The organism is Peribacillus huizhouensis (assembly GCF_014138605.1).
In the GTDB taxonomy this organism is placed as follows: domain Bacteria; phylum Bacillota; class Bacilli; order Bacillales; family DSM-1321; genus Peribacillus; species Peribacillus huizhouensis.
On record NZ_JACJHX010000015.1, the window covers coordinates 54,755 to 77,106 of the forward strand.

The following is a 22,352-nucleotide window of genomic DNA, read 5'->3' on the forward strand; positions in this document are numbered from 1 at the left end:
TAGGTTGAAGCTTCTAAATTTTAGTTAGAAGCGGTAATGAGCATGATTGATATCTGTCTTAATCTTAGTAAACTGAAAATCCTGGTACCTTTTGGTAATTCTGGTTTTTTATCCGAGAAGACCACTATCAAAGTTTCACCATTTACCACAACCAGAGCTATGTCTGGATTCTTGTAATTCTATTTATCCGTTAAATGCTCTAGCTTTACGTTTGCATAACTAGAAGAAAAAAGTAAGGAAGCTGTATCTGAAGTCCTAGAAAAGGTTTAGAAAAAATACTATTTATCAAAAATATATGAAAATTTATTCTATTATGAATGTAAACGCTTACTTTGTTGTTGTCGAATTGACTAATAATATGTTAAACTTTTATTAGAATATTAATATGTTAAAAACGTAAAATTGCAAACATCCTAAAACTAGAGAGTGGGAAATCGTATGCAGGAAGAAAAATTGGCGAGAGGTTTAAAAAACCGACACGTACAACTAATTGCTATTGGTGGGGCAATCGGCACGGGATTATTTCTTGGAGCAGGAAAATCTATTCATTTAGCAGGACCATCGATTCTATTTGCTTACTTGATTACAGGTGTCATCCTCTTTTTACTCATGCGGGCACTTGGAGAATTACTTTTAAGCAATTTAAGTTATCATTCTTTTGTTGACTTTGTAAGAGACTATTTAGGTAATATGGCAGCATTTATCACTGGATGGACGTACTGGTTTTGCTGGATTTCAATCGCAATGGCCGACTTAACAGCAGTTGGTCTCTACACTCAATATTGGCTTCCTGATGTACCACAGTGGATGCCAGGATTAATTGCTCTTGTCATTTTGCTAATAATGAATCTTGCAACAGTCAAACTTTTTGGTGAAATGGAATTTTGGTTCGCATTAATTAAAGTCATTGCGATACTAGCACTAATTGTTATTGGTATTTTTATGATTATTAAAGGCTTTTCCACTGATTCAGGCGCAGCCAGTTTCACAAACTTATGGAGCCATGACGGCATGTTCCCAAATGGCATAAATGGCTTTATCCTTTCATTCCAAATGGTCGTATTTGCGTTTGTAGGCATTGAACTAGTAGGACTTACAGCAGGTGAAACAGAAGATCCAGAAAGAGTTATCCCAAAAGCAATTAATAATATTCCGATTCGGATTATTATTTTCTACATTGGCGCTCTTATTGTCATTATGAGTATTTATCCATGGAACGCAATTGTCCCAACGGAAAGCCCGTTCGTCCAAGTATTCGTGGCAGTTGGTATTGCTGCAGCTGCTGGTATTGTCAATTTTGTCGTCCTAACATCCGCTGCTTCGGCATGTAATAGCGCCATTTTTAGTACAAGCAGAATGGTATACTCGCTTGCCAAAGATAAAAATGCACCAGTACCATTTGCAAAACTTGATGCTCGTAAAGTACCTTCTAATGCATTGTTCTTTTCAACTGTCGTGATTCTAATTTCCGTTGTGCTTAACTATGTAATGCCAGAAGGAGTATTCACACTAATTACAAGTATTTCTACAGTATGTTTTATCTTTATTTGGGCAATTACTGTTATCAGTCATTTAAAATATCGTAAAACAAGACCAGAACTGGCGAAAGTGAACAAATTTAAATTGCCACTTTATCCATTTTCCAATTACTTAATTCTTACTTTCTTAGCGTTCGTTCTTGTCGTGCTTGCACTTGCAGAAGATACTCGAGTAGCCTTATTCGTAACTCCTGTTTGGTTTATAATGCTAATTGTGGTTTATAAGATTCGGATATCGAAAGTGAATCATGTGAAGCATGATAAGGTTGCGGAACATTAAGAGAAAACAGATAAAAATCTACACGCTTTGATACTATTAATTATCTAAACAGCTGTATAAGTTTATATTACTTATTGAAAAATTCCTTGTCTTTTATTTCAAGACAGGGAATTTTCAATGTTTAAAGATTTATTTTACCTTATATTAAAGTTTAAACTCTAATCATTGTTAGACATGGCATTATATCATATCTCGTCATCAGTGGAAGTAAGTGGTTGTCAGTATCTAAATTACTCTCTAATCGTTAAATCGACACAGATTCTATAAATAGAGCATTATAAAAAACGCAATGTATCAATAATTACTTATTTTATTCAAATGACTCGATTTTTAACAACCGGATGCTTTCCTACAATAAAGATTATCGCCTATTATCATTATTGGCCAATTTTATCTATAATAAATGCACAGTTACTATTTATTGTCCAAGATCCTATTCTTGAATATATTTCTTCATTAGTTAATCCATCCATTAAGTGAAATCTTCATCTTAAAACTGAATTTAAGATGAAAATGTTATCTTATACACAAAACTTAGGATATATAAAATGTGATTTATAGCCATACTAAAAAGATTATATTTCGTTAGGAGGCTATATTAAGCGAAGATCAAACAATAGAAAATCATCTAGCAGGAAAAATTCATTACCTCCAACTCCCAAAAACTTAACAATAGAACCGGATCATGTGAATGAAGAGTTTTCTCGTGAGATAGGTGAAAATGTGAAAATAAGAGCTACAAGACCTAAATAATCCATTTAAATAAAAAGGTGAAGAGGGATTGAATACACCCCGCTTTAGATTTTTGTAAAACGGATAGATGATAAAAGTAGGAGAGAATTTTTTGTTTCATTCAGATATTTTAGCACGAAACATCCAGTAAATTGCTTCGTTAATTTTCTGATGTCAGCCTAGGATGTGATAATCTCAAAGATTGCAAGCTTACTCTGAATAGCTGATGAAGCATTTTATTTTCTGTATAATTCCAATTAAGCTTTATGAAGAAGTATTTGTTTGAAATCAAGGTCCGTTGCAGCTTCATGCCCCTCTATTATTAGCAATCCAATTGTCCACTGAATTTCTAATAAATTAGAAATTGCAGTTCAGGAATAATATGTTTCATTTTTTTAATTAAATGAAGATGAGTGTTTACAAAAATGGACACATACATTGCTTCAGGTGGTAGAGCTCATTGTGATGTTTTGATGTAATTACAATCAAATATTTTAAATCAAGAAATATACTTGAGTAAATATAGGACCTAGAAAGTCTAGAAAAGATTACATAAATAAAATACCTTGAAAGATAGAGTATACAAAAATTTAAAGTTATAAAAGGATTATTAAAATATTTGTCGAATGATAGTGTATGGAATTAATGGGTTGAACGAAGTACACCAAATGTATTTGTTCAAGGAAATCTTTTCAAAAGGGCCTTCATAACAGCTAAAAGGGGATTTAAGATAGGGAATGGGAAGGAATTGTGGTTTTTCATGCTATGTTTAGCATCGTATATTATCTGAATTTTCGGATGGTTTCTAGATCATATAAATTTTATTGTTTATCTACTTTGGTTCGATCAGATGTAACGACAATGGAAGGTTAGATGGTGTAATGAATAAAAAGACTGTCGTAGCCCTATTAATCATCATCACTATTTTGCTAAATGCTTATTTGAATCTTAGATACGATTCAGATCTTTTTGCTTTCATAAATGATGATCAAAGGCTGTCAAAGAGTGAAAAGCATTGGCTGGATAATCACGGTAGCTTCATCTATAGCTCTGATTACAATTCTCCACCTCTTAGGTATATAGATGAGAACAGTCAATACCAAGGTGTAATCGTCGACTATATGAGTGCCCTTTCTATCAACTTAGAAACAAAAATGAAATTTAAACCTGAAGCTACTTGGAATGGTGCATACGAAAATGTGAAAAGCGGAAAAGCAGATTATATTGACATGATTGAATCTCCAAAAAGGAATCTCCGCTTCAATTTTTCAAAGCCAATCTACAAGTTAAGGGGAGCTGCAGCATTTAAAAAGGGGAAAAGTGAATTAACAAATGTTTTGGATTTGAAAAATAAAACGATTGCGGTTCAAAGATCTGACTATGCAGTAGAGTTTTTAATGACAAATGTTAAAGGGGCAGATATTGTTCAAACGAACAACATGAGTGAAGCCTTAATAAAGCTTAAAAATGGAGAAGTAGATGCAGTAGTAGGGGATGAGCCTGTAATCAAATATATTGCAGCAAGATTATCTATTGAAAATGGTATAAGCTTTTCTGAAAAACCACTTTATGAAGAAAATGTTGTACTCGCTGTTGCAAAGTCTCAAAAAGAAATGATTTCCATACTAAATAAGAGCATAACAGAGCTTGATAAGAAAAATACGATGCAAAAGATACAAGAAAAGTGGTTTGGAGCGTACTCCCTCTCAAAAAATGAAAAACAAGAAAAGATGATCTCCATATTCCTTTCATCTATTTCTATTTTAATACTACTTTCTTATATATTTTACAGCTGGAACAGACAGCTAAAAAATGAGGTCAAAATAAGGACAAAACAGCTTAACTTAAGCAGAAATAGCCTTATAGAAACTTTAGATGGATTTACAGATTATTTGGTAGTTATTGATAATAATGGAAAAGTGATTCTAGCAAATCGCTCGTTCGGCAAAAAGTTTGGAAAGGCTAAGGAATATTTAATAGGCAAAAATTATAATGAGTTAATAAATTTTCCATGCTGGGATTATGCAATGGGAATGATTAAGGATACTTTTGAAAATGGAAATGGGCTATTCAAGGAATACAAGTGCAATGGTAGCGTTTATAGCATTAATACTTTTCCGATAAGAGAAGGATCGGAGAATATAGAAAGAGTGCTTACAGTTATTAAAGACATTACAAAGATAAAAGTCAGTGAAAAAATGCTTCTCCACGAAGATAAGATGGTTGCCATCGGCCAACTTGCAGCAGCCGTAGCCCATGAAATTAGAAACCCCCTTGGGATCATAAGAAATTATGCATACATTATCAAGACAAATGATGAGAACTTAGAAACTACACAAAGATCAATCGCAGCGATAGAAAGTTCTGTAAAGCGGGCAAGTGGGATCATAGATAATTTGCTTAACTTTTCAAGGCTTTGTCCCAACACAGTCATTAAAACGAATATGAAACAATTTATACAGTCAATTTTCAACTTGTATACAAAACCTATGCAGAATAAGGGAATACAGTGCTCCGTGATTTGTAGTGAAAATTCAGAGTGTTTTGTAAACCAGGAATCATTAAAGCACATTATGACTAATCTTATATCGAATTCGATTGATGCGATCGAACAAAATGGCATGATAGACGTAAAATGTATGACATATAATGAGAAAGTTGTTATTGAAATTTCAGATACTGGTTCGGGTATAAAGGAAGAAAATATTGAAAGCGCCTTCAACCCCTTCTTTACTACGAAAGAGCCTGGAAAGGGTACGGGACTTGGTTTATATATAGTTTACAACGAAGTAAAAAAATGTTCTGGAGAAGTTAATGTATACAGCACGTATGGAAAAGGAACGACATTCAAGGTGAGTCTGCCGTTAGAAACTAGAGAATTAAGGGGAAATACTAAGAGTATAGAAGGTGAATCTATTGATCAATAAAAAACAAATAAAAATATTAACTCTAGACGACGAAGTTGAATATACTCAAACACTTTTTCATATACTGAGTAATAGCGGATACGCCGTTAAGACATCCAATTCACCAATAGAAGCATTCGAAATGATGAAAAATGAAAGTTTTGACGTAGTCATTACAGATCTTATGATGCCGACTATAGATGGAATACAAGTGCTTAAACACATAAAAGAATATTACCCAAAGACACAAGTCATTATTATAACAGGCTATGGAACGATAGAAAATGCTGTTGAGGCAATTAAAAAAGGGGCTTTAACTTATTTTATAAAAGGACATGATCCTGAAAATCTTCTTCAGGAAATTGAAAACATAAAAAGCATGAAAGAAGAAGGTGTTTTAAAGAATTTAGATAATGAAAAGCAATTCTCAGAAGTTAATGGATTTTTACTAGAGACAAAAAGTAAGGTTTTTGCAAAGACTCTCGAAATTGCTCAAAAAGCAGCAAAAAGTAATGTGAACATATTGATACTCGGAGAATCGGGTGTAGGTAAAGAAGTGTTTGCAAGATTCATACATGACAGTAGTAGAAGAAGCTCCGGTTCGTTTGTTCCTATAAACTGCCACTCATTTTCAGAAAGTCTTTTGGAATCTGAGCTTTTTGGACATGAAAAAGGAGCATTTACTGGAGCGGCTGCAACTAGAATTGGAAGATTCGAAACTGCCGATGGAGGAACTCTTTTTCTTGATGAAATAGGAGATACATCCCTTGATACCCAGGTCAAGCTTTTAAGAGTACTTGAATCAAAGAGTATACAAAAAGTTGGTAGTAACGCTTCAAAAAAACTTGATTTCAGACTAGTCAGTGCTACAAATCAAAATCTTCAGGAAGAAATAACGCTTGGAAATTTTAGAGAAGACTTTTTCTACAGGATAAGCAGTATTGTCATAAGAATACCACCTCTTCGAGCAAGAAAAGAAGATTTGGAAAGCCTTATTGCCTTTTTCATGAAAAAGGCACAGAAAGAGCAGATGATAAAGATTTCTAACATGGAGCCGGAAGTAAAGAATTTTCTATTACAATATGATTATCCTGGGAATGTCAGAGAGTTAAAAAACATAATAGAAAGGCTTGTAGTGCTTTCTGAAGATGGAGTGATCACAAAAGATACTCTTCCTATATGTACAAATTATGAAAAGAAACTTGTTGAAAGCAGAGGTTTTGAAATAAAACCTCTCAAAGATATTAGAAAAGATTTTGAGATCGAGTATATCCAAAAAGTTTTACATGCTTGTTCAGGAAATTTAACTGAAGCTGCACGACATTTGGCAATAAGCAGAAGACAATTATTTAACAAAGTTTCTGATTATGGACTAAAATGAGTCAAATTGCCTTAAGTGGAAAGAAAATTCACTCTATTCGGGAAATTTATTTCCAATTAAGAAAAAATCCGAAATGATAATAAATCATTTCGGATTTTTTTGTTGTCTAACTCATTGAAAATACTGATACTAGAAGATTTCAAATTACAATTTTCATAGAATTGGCATACTAATTGCATGTATATAAGAAAGGAGGAAATTTATAGATCAACCATCTACTAAAGTAGGCGGAATATATTTGGTCTAGAGCCCACTGAAGCACAAACACTCAAAAAAAGGTTAAAAAACAGAAAAGGCTAAAAACAGATACGGTTTAAAGCCGGTGGTTTTAGACCAGGCATTTTTTAATAAATTCATAGGGAGGTTGAAAAGTTATCTCAGCTAATTGAAGGAATGGGAATACTGAAATCCATTATTTTAAGGGACAGTGCTTTATTAAGTAAAGAATCCTTAATACAGTAGAAACCAATCTTACATCTATACCTTCATTTTCTGTAAAAACTTTAGCGTATGTTTTGAGCATATAGTTGGAAGGACCCTGTTAAGAAAGAATAAACAAAATTAAAGGGGATGATAAAAGAGGTTAGGGATTGTTGAGGTTAAAAATGAAAGCGTTTTAAATCAAAAAAAACTCAAGATGTGTATGAAACTAGCAGGTTAAGTTTTCAATACTCGGCACAAGCCGGTAAATACAATCAAACAATGTGAACAGGAGATATGAATATGGATCGTAATAAAGTAGAATTAAAACAAGTTATTGCTTTTAGCGGAGCTTTTATAGCATTTTTAATAGGATCAGGATTTGCAACGGGACAGGAAATTATGCAGTATTTTGTTGCATATGGATATATGGGTGTGGCTGGAGCAGTAGTCGTTTTCCTTCTTTTTATGTACGTAGGAGTTAGTTTTATAACAACAGGGTATGAGCGTAAATTTCCGAAACCCAATGATATTTACACATATTATTGCGGAAAGACAATAGGTAAATTCTTCGATTACTTTTCAATACTATTTATTTATCTATCATTTATTGTAATGATAGGAGGAGCAGGAGCCACACTAAAACAGCAATATGACCTTCCAATTTCAGTTGGAGGTATAGGAATGGCCGTACTTGTAGGAGTTACGGTAATATTGGGACTTAACAAAATAGTTGATGTAATCGGTAAGATCGGACCAGTAATATGTGTTATGGCCATACTATTAGGAATTTCAGCAATCATTATGAATCCTTCTGGTTTAGGTAACGCTACTCAGATTATACCTAACTTAGATTTATTAAAGGCATCGAGCAATTGGATATTCGCAGCGGCTTCTTATGTAGGATTTTGTATGTTATGGCTAGCTGCATTTATGTCTTCAATGGGGGCAACGGCAGTAAACAAAAAAACAGCATCTTTTGGTGCAATTTTTGGAGCGCTTGGTTTTTCAGTAGCTGTCATCGTGCTAACTTTAGGACTTATGGCGAATATTCAGCAAGTCGAAGGGGCTTTAGTACCCACATTAATTTTAGCAGGAAATATACATCCTAGTGTAGCAATATTATTTTCGTTGACAGTTGCAGGTGGAATCTACACTACAGCTGTACCACTACTTTGGACAGTTTCAGCAAAGATTGCAGATGAAAAGAGTAATAGGTTTAAATATGTTACGATAATACTAGCAGTTATAGGATTATTTGTTGGATTAAATATACCGTTTGATAGGCTAATAAATATTGTTTATGTAATTAACGGGTATGTAGGGGTACTCTTACTAGTTTTAATGATTATTAAAAGTATAAAAAATGTTATCGAGGTTAAAAAGGATAAAAACATTGCTGGCAAGACACTTGAAACGTAAGTAATTTGGTTTAAAGTTTGTATTTCGATAAGTGGGAAGTAAGACCAAAATAAAAAATAAGCACACTTTCACGGTACGCACCACAAATAACCGTCTATCATGATTTTTTTATCAGATAGACGGTTATTTCATTGTATCTGCCGCATTCTGCTTGGTTCATTTTTGACCAAGGCATATATTGTTGTAAAATTTCCGGATGTTTATAGGGGTTCAGTCGAGGTACGCGTAAAAATGGGGCATACAATTTGGCCAATAATGACCTATTTCTTCGTCTTTCGGAATAGTAAATTTACTGAATAAGATCAGTGTCACTATAGGAACATATATAAGTAGAGAGCAGGTTAAAAGAAAGTTTCTACTCATCTATTACGTTTAATATCAGTTAAATATTAGCTTTTATATCCATCTAGTTGTTGTTCAGTCATTTGTACTAAGCGTTTTGTAATTTCATCACCTACAGATCTGTTGACGCGTGAGGTTGTTTCAGCTCCTAATGTAACTCCGAGCTCTTGTCCAATTTCATATTTCATTTGATCTCTAGTCATGATGCACAATTCCTAAGCATTTTAAATTACGGTGTTTTTAATAAAGACTTACAGAAGGGAGAAAAGATTGGAAACCAAGTATTGGTATGAAGAGGATATTACATAATTAACAGGAGTGAATGTTTGTCTAATGAATTCTAATTAATTTTGAACAGACTCTAATCAAACAGGAGAAGATAACCTGTGGTATATTTGAAAGAATAATGTCTGTCATCGGCCTGTTACAAATTTTGATGAGACCCTTCAATTATTAACCCGCTGTTTTTGGCGGGTTTTTGTTGCATTTTATAGCGGAAAAGGCATATGATAGGGAAGAATTGTCTAAGAGGCAAAGGAAATACGAATTTATATGAAAGAGGATTATCATGATTACATTAAAAAGTGAACGCGAAATAGAAAAAATGCATGAAGCTGGAAAGTTATTAGCGGCTACTCATAAAGAAATTGCTAAAATGATTAAACCGGGCATAACTCCTATGGATATTGAGAAATTTGTTGAAAAATTCCTAGCAGATCATGGGGCTACACCGGAACAAAAAGGCTACCAAGGATACCCGTATGCAACATGTGCATCTGTGAATGATGAAGTTTGCCATGGTTTTCCTACAGATAAACCGTTAGAGAGCGGTGATATCATTACGGTTGATATGGTTGTTCGATTGAATGGCGGCTTAGCTGACTCTGCTTGGACTTATGCGGTTGGTGAAGTATCTGAAGAAACACAGAAATTATTAGATGTGACAAAAACAGCACTTTATAAAGGGATTGAAGCGGCCGTAGTAGGAAATAGGTTAGGGGATATCGGTCATGCTATTCAGTCGTATGCAGAAGGTGAACAGTTTTCTGTTGTACGCGATTTTACCGGTCATGGTATCGGGAAAACGATGCATGAAGAGCCAACTGTGCTTCATTACGGGAAACCAGGTAAAGGAACCCGTTTGAAGGAAGGTATGACCATTACGATAGAACCAATGCTAAACGCTGGATCATGGCATTGTAAAATGGACAGCAATGGCTGGACTGCAAGAACAGCTGATGGCAAACTTTCTGCTCAATATGAGCACACAATTGTTATTACAAAAGATGGGCCAGTAATTTTAACTGATCAAGATTAATCTGAAAAACGTGAGGGGATTATACCTTCGCGTTTTTATTTTTTTAGCGGATAACTTTCAAAAGCAAGTTTTTAGCATCCATCCAGTAGGAACTTAGGCTTTACTAAAGATTTTTACCTAAACAATCAATTTATGTTCATGTATGATTCGATTTCTTTTAAATATGAGGACGGTTGTCCAATCCAATACGATAAGTAAACATATTTTAGTAGAGGTGTTCTTAGCAGCGAATACTTCTAGAATTTTGGAGTTGGACAAGTTGTCATTCAGAATGGTCGTATAATAACACTAACAAGCCTTTACACGAAGAAATGAAATAATAGACTACAACTTCTAAAACGGCTATAAAACACTAAGAAACACCTGTTATGTATTTGATTAAATACTAAATGGCTGCCTTTCATTTATGAGTTAATAAGAGTAAGGCATATATGATAAGGTTCTGCCAACAAAAAGGAGGGCTGAACTATGTATATGCTATCTACAACGAGTAAGAGTCATATTGATCCTATACCGGAATATCTAGGCATGGGAACACTTGTATACGCCAATTTCTTTGCCTATATAAGGGAGCTTGACGATTATTCTGAAAGCGAATTTCAACACGAAGTATTTTAGAGTTAAACTTGAATAAAACTACTGCTAGCTAGTGAAATGGTTGTCCCCAAAAAACGGTAGGTCAGACGAGGAAACTTATAAATAGTTTTAAAAACAATATATGTAACACGAAAAACTGTTTATTAAGAGCGAGATCAGATCCGTTGTTTGGGACAGCCTCAATTCAGTTTATTTTTAAAAGATGATGGATTATGCTCGATGTAAAATGGTAGGAATGAAATTATGGTGTAAGTGTTGAGTTTATTACAGTAATAAGCAGTCCTATCAAAAAAAGGCTGTCCATTCATGACAGCCTTTTAATTGGTCAAAGAAATAATTTGAAAGATTACTGCTACTAAGATGTTTTTCATTATCTTTAATAAAATAGAGGGGCTCGGTAGTTGAATGGTTCATTTATATCAAATTGATTTTCGTTCTTCTACTACCATTCGCAATCCACGCCTCGGTCTGAGTGTAATAGTTGGGATAGGGATTATTTCATGATGGTCTGGCGCAAGTTTTAGTCTGTACCGTTGAGCAATACAAGCTAGGACAAGTACCGCTTCCATCAAAGCAAAATGATTTCCGATACAAACTCTGGAACCTCCTCCAAACGGAAAATAAGCGTACGCAGGTATTGTTTTAATAAAGTTATTTTCAAATCGCTCAGGAATAAAAGACTCTGGATTGTCAAAATACTCCGGTTTACGGTGCATCACATACTGACATACCATAACCATTTCCCCTTTTTTAAATTGATAACCTCCTATCATTACATCTTCGTCGACTTCTCGTTCGACTATAAAAGAAGGGGGATATACGCGCAGAGATTCCCAAATAATATTTTGTGTATACGTTAAATTTTTGAAATCGTCAGGAGTGGGGGGACGACTACCAATTACAGTATCTATTTCATCAAAAAGTTTCTTTTCTACTTCAGGATTCTGAGAAAGCAAATATAAGGTCCAGGATAGCGCGTTTGCGGTTGTCTCATGACCGGCAAGGAAAGTGGTCATTAATTCATCACGTACTTGCTTGTTTGTCATACCTAATCTATTCTCATCATCTTTGGCATTCATAAGAATACTAAGCATATCGTTATGACCCAATGGATCTTCTCTACGCTTTTCAATCATGCCATAGATTATTTGGTCGAGTTCTTGGATTACCTTTTTATATTGACGGTTATTTTTAGTTGGAACCCATAATGGCATTCGAACAATAGGTCTCATCCTTTTGACGGCCATTTTGATTACAGTTTCAACCGATTTCCCAAGAAGCTCATATCCCTGTTTTAAATCCATGCTGAACATCGTCTTACAAATGATTCCGAGAGTAATGCTCATCATATCCTGTGTAATTATTCGTTCTTCTCCATTTTTCCAAGTCGAAAGATAATCGGTTGTAATGTCAATCATATCTTGGCCATAACTACTGATATGTGATCTTTTAAAAGCGGGCTGAATAAGTCTTCGTTGACTCATATGAAATTCTTTTTCACTCGTAAAAAGGCCTTGGCCCATAACGTCTTCTAATGAATGCATGGCCTTTGATTTTATGAATGATTTTTGTTTTGTTACAAGTACTTCTTTGATTAAATCTGGATTAGATATTAGATAAACATTTTGAAAAGGTCCAAACTTAATTTTCGCAACGTCTCCATATTCGTTTGATAAATGAGTAAAATAAGCAAGCGGGTCTGCTTGAAAATCCTTTATATGGCCAGTAAGTAGTTTTCCTTTTGGTCCTTGTGGGATGTTCGGTGAAATATTTGAATCGGTCACTGTGGTGTCTCATCCTCCTTTTATGGAATACTCCTTTTATACTATGACAACGATGTATTTTGGCTTGGACTACGGTTAAGTACATAGATTAAATAAAGAAAATGGGCTATACCCTAAAAGTAAATAATAAAAAGGATGTCCATTAGACTAAGTCTGAACGAGACACCCTTTTTCAATTTAATAATTCTAAGGAAAAGTAGAAGTACCAAAGATATTGTAAGAAATAGAGAGGAGGAAGTCAGATTAAATAAATACTTAGTTTTTATTTACAATTTTTGAAATGCTGGTGTATATAAAAATTTACTTTATCAGGTACTTCAATTTGGAGGAAATGACCAGCATTTTGAATAATATGAACGTTTGCATGCGGTAAACCATCATTTTTAAGTTTATATGCAAACTCAAAAGGTATATACGGATCGTTTTCTCCCCAAATGATAGTGACAGGTATTTTGAATCGATTGAGTTTTTCATTATACGTTTTTACTTTTTCTAAATTTCCTGAACGGTATAGATCTAAGATTACTATACTTGATTCAGGAGTTCGAAAGACACGATAGAAGTCTTCCAAAGTTTTGTCCGTAATGTTTGGAATTGTCTTTTTCATTTCAGTTTGAAATTGTAAGTGGTTAGCCATTTTCTTCATTATTTCTTCACCTGAACTAGGTGTTCGCCAAATTTGTGCAAGCGGGTGCCATTTATAGTCTTCTGATAATGTAGTATTAGAAACAAATAGACTTAGAATATTCTCTGGATGATCACATGCCCATTTCAACCCAATTAGGCCTCCCCAATCATGTACAATTAAATGAAATTTGTCCAAATTTAGTGCTGTTGTAAAATCAGAAACAAACTGCTCAAATCGCTTCCAAGTTGATGGTTCATCAAATGGTTCACTATGACCGAAACCTGGAAGATCTGGGGCGATGGTTCTATATCCACAAGACATAATACAAGGAAACAATTCTCTCCAAACTAAGCTTGATTCAGGTACGCCATGTAATAAAAGAACTGGCGGGTCATTAATATTACCTCTCTCAATATAGGCTACCTTTTTGCCATGTAAAAATAAGTTTTTCTTCTCCAATTTTCATACCCTCCAAAAATGCTGTATTGTATTAGTTCTATTGATGATAAAATAGGTTTATAAAGTAAATAACTTCAAAATCAATCAATCTCATAATCAACTAATTAGAAGTATGGTGTTGAGCTGCTAATTTCATGTTTATGTTAAAATGCGATTAACTGCTTGTGGTTTCTTATATTTTTTTGAATTTGATACATATAAGGAAAATACGAGGTAAGAAAACCCTAATTGCGTGCTATTTACCAATACATATAGGATAATAGATTATATGAACCGAACGAGTATTCTAATCAATTTAGGGGGCTTTGCCATGGAAAAAAAAGATTCAACTACTGTAACACTGGAAACAGTTGGTTTAAGTCAACGAGAGTTTTTAACGATGTATTTGCTGCAAACGCTATCTAATCATTCAAACTATCCACGTGCGATTCACCAGGAACTACAAAAGCTATTTACTGGTAAAATCCATAGCTATGATTATTTATGTAAAACTTGTAAACAACTTGTAAACTCCGGTCATTTAAAGTTTCACACAGTAAAAGGTAGGCATTATTATCAAAATACGGAAAAGGGTAAAGAGCTTTATAAATGGTATCAAGATAATTTCTCAGAGCGATTTCGTGAAGTAAAATACGTGATTGATCGATTTATGTATGATTTAAAGGGTTCTGGCGATAATCCACCTGTGCTACATGAACTTCCAGAAGAATATCGGTCTTATTTTTCAAAAATTATTTCAGTCAAAGATCTAGTTCGTTATGTTACTTTGAAAGCGGCTTTTACGAAAAGACCAATTTATATGGGAGAGATCGGTGATTTATTGAAGAATAAATTCGGTTGGATTGCTAGTAATGGCTATTTGTATGATCTTTCTCATGAAATGGAGGAAGGAGGACTATTGGTAGGCCGTTGGGAAAGTGAAAAGCGTACGAAGCGTTATTTAAGAATTACGGATGAGGGGCTGCATCACTACAAACAAATTGCTGATTCTGCCGCATATCAAGTTCAAGAAGTTCAGAAATATATAGGAAGTGTTCTCTCTTTTTTAGAAAGAGAAAGTACGAATGTGTGAGGCTAATCAAGTGAAAACAAAATATGAAAATTTAGACGGTGTTATTAATACCAAGTCAGTGAAAGAACTGCTTCAATGGGGCAAAGAACGACGTTTGAAAAAGAAGGATTTACACACATTAATTCCTCAAGCAAGCAATAAACAAATAACGGAGATCAAAAGCAATCGAAGTATGCCTAGTATCACATGGATTGGTCATTCCACCTTTTTGCTCCAAATAGATGGAATGAATATTTTAACAGATCCTGTTTGGGCAAGATGGCAAGGTACACAGAAGCGGATGACAGATCCTGGCCTATCAATTGACCAGTTGCCAGATATTGATATCGTAATTATTTCACACGGGCATTATGATCATCTTGATTTTGGAACAATTCGTCGATTACCAGGAGATCCGATCTATTACGTTCCTGAGGGTCTGAAGCAGCTTTTTTTGAAAAAAGGGTACAAGAAAATTATGGAGGCTAATTGGTGGGACTCATTTCAGTATCAAAATTTGAAATTGAGTTTTGTTCCTGCACAGCATTGGACACGTCGCAGTCTATTCGATACAAATACGTCACATTGGGGCGGTTGGATTATAGAAGCAATTGAAGCGGATCATTCTATCTATTTTGTAGGTGATACTGGTTATTTCCGTGGATTTAAAGAAATCGCAAAACGGTTCAAACTTAAGCATGTATTAATGCCAATCGGGGCGTATGAGCCTGAATGGTTCATGAAAGATTCTCATATTAATCCCGAAGATGCTGTGAAAGCTTTTCAGGAACTAGAAGGAATTGTCTTTATACCTATGCATTATGGTACTTATCGTCTTGCTGATGATACAGGACCAGAAGCTTTGGATCGATTGAAGCGGGCATGGAGAACGAAAGACCTACCTGAAAATCAATTACAAGTATTGGAGTTTGGTGAAACACTTTGGTTGAAGGTTTAAAAAATATACGCGAACTTACTTTGGTAAGGAAATAGAACATAAGTACAATGCTCTATCTGTGAGGCAAAGTATATTAAAAGAGGAGAGGGAATACCGTTGTCATTTTTTCAAACTGAGGATCAAAAAACATATATTGAACAATTAGGTGAATCAATTTCGGACTTTGCTTCACGTGCAGAATCTTTAGATGAAACGAGAGGATTCCCTTATGAAAATATTCAAAAATTAAAAGACTTCGGATACACTAAGCTTACATTAGGGAAAGAGTATGGAGGACATGGAGGATCATTATACGACTTTATTTTGGCACAGGAGCGGATTGCGATAGAATGCGGACCTACCGCGCTTTCTATTGGCTGGCATGTTGGAACGGTTCTTAGCTTAATGGAAAAAAAGTCTTGGAATGAAGTTGTAATGGATGAATTTTTCACGGAAATCGGTAATGGAGCATTAGTAAATACCGCCGCAACTGAGCCAAAGACGGGTAGCCCGACTAGAGGAGGGAGACCTGAAACAATTGCTGTTAAGGATGGGGATAGCTGGGTAATAACGGGGAGAAAAACGTTTACGACACTATCACCTGTCCTAGATATTTTTCTCGTTACTGCCTGGGTACCTTCAGAGGAATCTGTGGGAACGTTCCTCATCCATCGAAAGCTGGCTGGTGTTCGAATTGAAGAGACATGGGATATGATGTCTATGCAAGGAACAGGAAGTCATGATTTAGTACTCGAACACGTTAAAATTCCTGAACGTTATTTTGTTGAACAAAAGCAAACAGCTAATAAACCTGGAACGGGTTGGATGTTACATATTCCGGCATGTTACATAGGTATTGCTGCAGCAGCAAGAAACTACGCAGTGCAATTTGCCAAGACTTATGCTCCAAATAGTATAAGTGGACCGATCAGAGATTTACCCAATGTACAGCGCACGATTGGTGAAATTGATTTAGAATTAACGGAAGCACGTCATTTTCTATACTCAGTAACGGATAAATGGCAATCCCAACCGGAAAACAGAGAAGTGCTAGCAACTGATTTAGCAGCTGTAAAAGTAGCTGTCACTAACAAAGCGATTCGAATTGTTGATCTAGCAATGCGTGTTGTAGGTGCACGTAGCTTACAAAGAACGAATCCACTCCAACGATATTATCGCGACGTTCGAGCCGGTTTACATAATCCACCAATGGAAGATATGGCAATCATCACATTAGCGAGACAAGCATTGTATGATAAATAAAATTAAAAGTCTGTATAAGAGGAATGATTCCTTTTATATAGACTTTTTTTGTTAATAAACACTTTATTAGAAGTAATGGTTTTATTATATTAAATCGTATCAATTACGTTTTGTGCGCGAAATATATGAAAGACATACATGATCAGACTTAATTTAGGTAATCATTGAATACCCAATGAATACCTAGTTTCAAGAATAAATCAACTCTGATTTAACGAACTGGAATTATTAAATGTAGCATGTAAAACTGAATTAATTTACGAAGCATTAAGATCATAAATCGAAAGTTTAATTTACGAAGGTTTAAATAATTTTTTTGGGATCGTATAGTTAATTTATTTTGTAATTGAATGTAAAACGCTGTGATCTAGTTAAGGAATCGATTTATACAAAATGATAGTTAATATAGAAAAATTTTTCTTTTGTCTCAATACATTAAGTATTCTTAATATATGAGACAAAATATAAAGAAATAATTTAACTTCCTATAATATATATTATGTAAACTAGAATAAAACATAATAGTATCAAGTGGTCGCAGCCTCAAGTTCCTATAAGATTCATTATGATCCCCTAACTAGGCTCAAGTTGACTATAATATTCAAAGCGGATTCTGATAACTCTTAGGGTTCTTCCTATAATTCGGTTAGTTCTCATAATAAATGGTTTCGAACATAACTTCTTGGGTTGGACTGAATAATTCCCAGGAGGTCTGATAATTATGAATTACATTCAAGCTTCGGATGATTATCTTATGTATTTACAAGTTGAGAAAAATTATTCGGTGAACACCTTAACCAGTTACGCGTTCGATTTAAAGCTCTATGGTGACTTTTTAACTGCTAACGACCGATCATTGGACTTAGATGAACTCACATCGTCTAGTGTGCGTCGGTTTGTGCAAGATCAGGTCATTAATCATCATATTAAGCCAAGGACGCTACAACGCCGTATATCGTGTTTAAAATCATTTAGTAAATATTGTTTGAAGGAAAACTACATGAAATCTGATTTCACAGCAGGAATCCAAGCACCTAAAGCCGATAAGAAATTACCTAAATATATGACCTTACAGGAGCTTCACAAATTATTTACTTATTTAGAACATGATCCGCGACCGCAAAGAATTAGAAACGAATTAATGATTAAATTACTAGCAACGACTGGTATGAGACGTCAAGAATTAGTAGATTTAACATGGGAGCAAATTAATTTAAATAACCAAACAATTTTAATTCGAGGAAAAGGAAAAAAAGAACGTCTCCTTCCCCTCCATCCAATTGTTTTACCGTTATTTCATATCTATAAAGAAACTCTTCTAGAACAGCAAAAACATTATAGTGAACCAATATTTTATAATCAAAAAAATAAATCTTTAAACCCGCGTGGTTTGCACAAAATATTTAAAGAGATATTAGATCGCGCAGGATTACCCGCTCACCGCTTTTCTTTGCATCATTTAAGACATACGTTTGCTACCTTACTTTTACAAGAAAACAAAGATAAAGTAGATTTAAGAACGTTACAGGAGTTATTAGGACATGAAAGCCTTGCTACAACTAGTATGTATACTCATATCGATTTTGAACAAAAGAAAAAAGCGATAAATAGTTTTTTAATAAGTTAATTTTAAAATTAGAATAAGAAAAGCGGCAGAAATTAATCTCCGCTTTTTAATCTATTGGTTAATGGTTACTAATCTTTTCTGTTTTATTAATAATTGTATTCGGCAATCAAGAAATGCTGTTTATGGCAGTGTGTTTTATGAATGGAAAAAGAGCCTAAATATTTAAGAATTGCATAAAACCTTGCATATTTTAGGCTCTTTAATTTATTTCTTATTGTGTTAAAGCACCCCTTTAGTTCAACAAGGTTATAGAATGGGAGAACACTACTCCCACTCATAATCACCAGTTACCAGCTCGACCTTTTCTGGTATTATTTTTTGAAGAGAGACTATTGTTGAAAAGTGTTCATCATTTGAGAACGCAGTAATATAATCACCATCATCCCCTACCCAAAACATAGTGGAACTTTCAGTTAAAGTTGCTATCGGGGTATTGGCTATCCACTTTAATTTAACTAGTCTAGTTCGGTTTTTTTTAGTCCTTTTTACAGGATAAGGTGACTCATATTCCCTTTCCTCCAGTCTGAATACATCCTGTTTTAAGGACCATAATGATAAGTTCAACATGCTTCCATTCCTGTACAAATAAGGATAATATCCCTTAAACTGCTGTGGGCTGCGTATAATTGCCTTTACAAAGAACGTGTCTTTACGACTCCCCTTCATATAATTAAACTCTATATTTTGCATCTTAAACAGCTCTTCGTACTCTGCTTGTTGAAAATCATAGATTTCCGCAAGTGAATAAATTGGGTAATAATCTGAGTTGTTCATCCAGTTGCAAAAAAGTTCTTCATGGATGTCTCTTTCGAGAAAAAAAGAAAAATCTATGATGTATTTGAAATCACCGTCAATTTCAAAAGGATAAGTAGGTTCTGAACTTGGTGCAGATTTTACTTTTTCGGGCGGGAAGTAATCTATTTCCACCTTCAATTTAATCACCTCTTTAAAAAAATAGAATAATTATATTACACATTAACACATAGATTTCTCCAACTAAACTGCTAGTTAAAAGAAGGGGTTTTCTGAATGTATGATATTAGATATTTTCGTACATTGACTTAGATTTAGCCACGATAATTGACCTTATAGGCAATAAAAAAAACTTTCAATAGAAGGATCCTTTTATACTTTCTTATTCCACTTAAGCACTCCGTTAGCGAATGAAATACCTTAGAGAAAAATTACAATAAATAGTAATCCTATACCTATAAGAAATCCACCAATCAACTCATAATTGTCCAACAAGAAGAAGAATTTACTTTTACTATTAAAATCGAATGATATAATCCTTTTTCTTAACCAAAATCCAAAAATGATAGTAAAAAAGAGCCCAAAAAGAAGTAATAGTGGAGTATCTTTTATATATGTTTCACTTCCCATTTTTCACACCTACCAGTAATCACTAAAGATTAATAATTAATTTTATTAATCTTTCTTTTTATAAAAGTATACTGCTTCTTTAGTTGAATAGGGAGTTTTTCTGAATGTATGATTTTGTATAGAATATACATTCGTAAAAGGCCGTCATTTGGCGGTCATTTTATGGCGCTAACGCACCCGTTAGCTGAAGAAGAACCTTTAAATTACATCATTTAATACTTCTTTAATATATTCCTTTAATTCCTCTTTTACTTCTTCAACTGATTCATCAAGTAGTTCACCGATAATTTTGCTTCCAGGAATATTTTTTGAAATCGGCATACCTAATAAGGAACGTTCGCATACCCATATTTTAATTATATGTAAATCAATAAGTTCACCGCTTTTGTCAGCAATCCCTATCGAAACAGAGGAACTGTATCCAGGCTTAAAAGGGTCATTGCCTTCTTTATCGAACCCAACATCAAAATCTAAGTTTTTCTTGGCAAAAACAGATTTATTTTCTTTTAACAATCTTTTGATATGGTCTTTTAAAGTCGATTCAGTATTTTTAATCTCTTCCTTTAATTCTACATTGAAATCCTTATGTTGATACTTCATTAAAAATCACTTCATTTCCAATAGGATAAATAAAAAATTCGTCAAGCTATTATAAAATCCTTCTTGAACTAAACTGCCCCGTTAGTTTAAGTGTAATCCTTCACAATCTCAATTGCATTAGAGATAAATATTTGTTTACTTTCCTCAACAATATGGCCCTTTAACGGAACAACTCTATGTCACTTAACAGTTCCTTAATCTACCTTTCAATTCAAATGTTCTGCCCTTTTCACTATAATAAAACGTAATCGACAGAAGAAAATTAAGTTTAACCCACCATGGAAAAATTACCTGTCATTGGAGCTTAATTTTTACCAATCCTATTAATGGAGGTGGTAATCATGACAAATCAAAATCCTATTGAGTATACTGGGAAGGTTCTTGATCAACGAAATGACCTTACTGGACCTGACGATTCAGGCAAGGCATTATATCCAAAACGGCCCAAGCGTGTATCGATCCAGGAGCCTAAACGAAAGTAGATCAGACTCTGACCCCCAAGCGGTGATGCATTTTCCAAATGGGGGTCAGCTTACATAGACATAAGAACATACTTTAGTCTTTTTCATTTATTTCTTCCTGAACTAAACTGCCCCGTTAGTGCAATAAGTACAGCTTTATAAATATGTATAAATATTTGTGTGTATACAATTCCTCTCTGAGTAATGATTCAAAATGATTAATATACATACTGCCGAAACATACATCAATTAATTTCCAGATACATAAATAGGCTATTGCTATGATCGTCGAACTAAGTATTAAAATAAAGAAAAACTGTTCGTACTCTGTATAGTATAATTTTGATACCATTTTCACCTGGAATTCTACTTTGGCTTACTGAATATACATAAAATGAGGTGTTAACATGACAAAAAAACTATGGAAAAATTCCGTAGATGTATGGAAACCTTATTTTGATCAATCCTATACTTATTGTGAATTTGCCGAACTTAAAAATTTCTTAATTGACCCAAGTGAAATCATTGGACTATCCCGACCAGAAAATGAAATAAACGAAAGAAGAATGAAACAATTAAGATCTCAAGTAGAACTTAATGGTTGGAATTATAATTTACCTATGTGTGTTCATTTGTATAAAATACCATTTGGGAGTTATCTAGTAGGTCGCGATGGAAACCACCGCACGCTCCTAGCTACTGAAATGGGATTAGCCAAGATTCAAGCCGACATCAGTATAATAATCCCTCATAGTATCATTAATAGTGATATTAAATCTGTACTAGGAATACTTGAAGAAGAAACTACATCTGATAATAAATTAGATATTTACCATTTAAAAAACAAAATACTCTTGGATTTAGCATCTAAATTGGGTATCTTACCACAATCATTAAAAGAATAGGTTTAAATGTAAATTGTTTTATTTCCACAACATATTCACAGTTTTTGTCGTTTGTGCAAGTTCCCCTATTGGCCGAGATCCTAACTATAAAAAAGATTATTTTTTGTATAAATATTTTTCTTGGATATAATATTTCAATATTAGGAATTCAGTATATTTTTCACAAATCTCTTGTTTACTAAATTAAATTAAAAATCAACAAACCATTTTCAATCGTGATTCATCAATATTTATCATAATTAAACGTCTAAATTGATTACATGTCTAATATAATATTACATTAATATAATAAAGTTTTTGTATAATGCCGCTTTTTTT

General features: G+C 33.9%; 17 protein-coding genes. 12 read left to right on the forward strand and 5 right to left on the reverse strand.

Annotated elements, in window-relative coordinates; translation table 11 throughout:
* The first annotated feature begins 438 nt into the window (after positions 1–438).
* From HNP81_RS18690 to HNP81_RS18705, 4 genes are all read left to right on the forward strand, one after another.
* Positions 439–1,818: an amino acid permease gene (locus HNP81_RS18690; protein WP_182503625.1), complete on the forward strand. Its 1,380-nt coding sequence runs from the start codon at positions 439–441 to the stop codon at positions 1,816–1,818.
* A 1,613-nt stretch (positions 1,819–3,431) separates the two neighbouring features.
* Positions 3,432–5,477: a transporter substrate-binding domain-containing protein gene (locus HNP81_RS18695; protein ID WP_182503626.1), complete on the forward strand. Its 2,046-nt coding sequence runs from the start codon at positions 3,432–3,434 to the stop codon at positions 5,475–5,477.
* Positions 5,467–6,837: a sigma-54-dependent transcriptional regulator gene (locus HNP81_RS18700; RefSeq protein ID WP_220478644.1), complete on the forward strand. Its 1,371-nt coding sequence runs from the start codon at positions 5,467–5,469 to the stop codon at positions 6,835–6,837. The genes HNP81_RS18695 and HNP81_RS18700 overlap by 11 nt, the downstream gene beginning before the upstream one ends.
* A gap of 723 nt (positions 6,838–7,560) precedes the next feature.
* Positions 7,561–8,679, forward strand: a complete 1,119-nt coding sequence (locus tag HNP81_RS18705) for a YkvI family membrane protein (RefSeq protein WP_220478645.1) — start codon at positions 7,561–7,563, stop codon at positions 8,677–8,679.
* A 389-nt stretch (positions 8,680–9,068) separates the two neighbouring features.
* Here the strand turns inward: HNP81_RS18705 and HNP81_RS18710 are convergent, their stop codons facing one another.
* Positions 9,069–9,224: an alpha/beta-type small acid-soluble spore protein gene (locus HNP81_RS18710; RefSeq protein WP_182503628.1), complete on the reverse strand. Its 156-nt coding sequence runs from the start codon at positions 9,222–9,224 to the stop codon at positions 9,069–9,071.
* Positions 9,225–9,589: 365 nt separating this feature from the next.
* Here HNP81_RS18710 and map point away from each other — a divergent pair, with 365 nt between their 5' ends.
* Positions 9,590–10,339 (forward strand): type I methionyl aminopeptidase, encoded by a 750-nt coding sequence (gene map, locus HNP81_RS18715; RefSeq protein ID WP_028391030.1) that lies wholly within the window; start codon positions 9,590–9,592, stop codon positions 10,337–10,339.
* Between the two features lie 468 nt (positions 10,340–10,807).
* Positions 10,808–10,957 (forward strand): hypothetical protein, encoded by a 150-nt coding sequence (locus HNP81_RS18720; protein WP_154663996.1) that lies wholly within the window; start codon positions 10,808–10,810, stop codon positions 10,955–10,957.
* 398 nt (positions 10,958–11,355) lie between these two features.
* Here the strand turns inward: HNP81_RS18720 and HNP81_RS18725 are convergent, their stop codons facing one another.
* Positions 11,356–12,720, reverse strand: a complete 1,365-nt coding sequence (locus tag HNP81_RS18725; protein ID WP_312859702.1) for a cytochrome P450 — start codon at positions 12,718–12,720, stop codon at positions 11,356–11,358.
* Between the two features lie 262 nt (positions 12,721–12,982).
* Positions 12,983–13,807, reverse strand: coding sequence for an alpha/beta fold hydrolase (locus HNP81_RS18730; RefSeq protein WP_182503629.1), 825 nt, complete (start codon positions 13,805–13,807; stop codon positions 12,983–12,985).
* Between the two features lie 310 nt (positions 13,808–14,117).
* Here HNP81_RS18730 and HNP81_RS18735 point away from each other — a divergent pair, with 310 nt between their 5' ends.
* From HNP81_RS18735 to HNP81_RS18750, 4 genes are all read left to right on the forward strand, one after another.
* Complete coding sequence (locus HNP81_RS18735) at positions 14,118–14,879, forward strand: helix-turn-helix transcriptional regulator (protein WP_182503630.1); 762 nt, start codon at positions 14,118–14,120, stop codon at positions 14,877–14,879.
* Between the two features lie 10 nt (positions 14,880–14,889).
* On the forward strand, positions 14,890–15,816 hold the full coding sequence (locus HNP81_RS18740; RefSeq protein ID WP_028391033.1) for an MBL fold metallo-hydrolase: 927 nt from the start codon (positions 14,890–14,892) through the stop codon (positions 15,814–15,816).
* Positions 15,817–15,906: 90 nt separating this feature from the next.
* On the forward strand, positions 15,907–17,058 hold the full coding sequence (locus HNP81_RS18745; protein ID WP_182503656.1) for an acyl-CoA dehydrogenase family protein: 1,152 nt from the start codon (positions 15,907–15,909) through the stop codon (positions 17,056–17,058).
* 721 nt (positions 17,059–17,779) lie between these two features.
* A complete protein-coding gene (locus HNP81_RS18750) occupies positions 17,780–18,685 on the forward strand; it encodes a tyrosine-type recombinase/integrase (RefSeq protein WP_028391035.1) in 906 nt (301 codons plus the stop codon).
* A gap of 264 nt (positions 18,686–18,949) precedes the next feature.
* On the opposite strand, the gene HNP81_RS18755 is transcribed toward HNP81_RS18750, so the two are convergent.
* Complete coding sequence (locus HNP81_RS18755) at positions 18,950–19,612, reverse strand: hypothetical protein (RefSeq protein WP_312859705.1); 663 nt, start codon at positions 19,610–19,612, stop codon at positions 18,950–18,952.
* A 654-nt stretch (positions 19,613–20,266) separates the two neighbouring features.
* Complete coding sequence (locus HNP81_RS18760; RefSeq protein ID WP_028391038.1) at positions 20,267–20,668, reverse strand: hypothetical protein; 402 nt, start codon at positions 20,666–20,668, stop codon at positions 20,267–20,269.
* A gap of 341 nt (positions 20,669–21,009) precedes the next feature.
* Between HNP81_RS18760 and HNP81_RS18765 the strand changes: the two genes are divergently transcribed.
* Both HNP81_RS18765 and HNP81_RS18770 read left to right on the forward strand, forming a co-directional pair.
* Entirely contained in the window at positions 21,010–21,150 is a 141-nt protein-coding gene (locus HNP81_RS18765) for a hypothetical protein (RefSeq protein WP_154663997.1), read from the forward strand.
* A 386-nt stretch (positions 21,151–21,536) separates the two neighbouring features.
* Entirely contained in the window at positions 21,537–22,034 is a 498-nt protein-coding gene (locus tag HNP81_RS18770) for a hypothetical protein (RefSeq protein ID WP_028391039.1), read from the forward strand.
* The last annotated feature ends 318 nt before the right edge of the window (positions 22,035–22,352 follow it).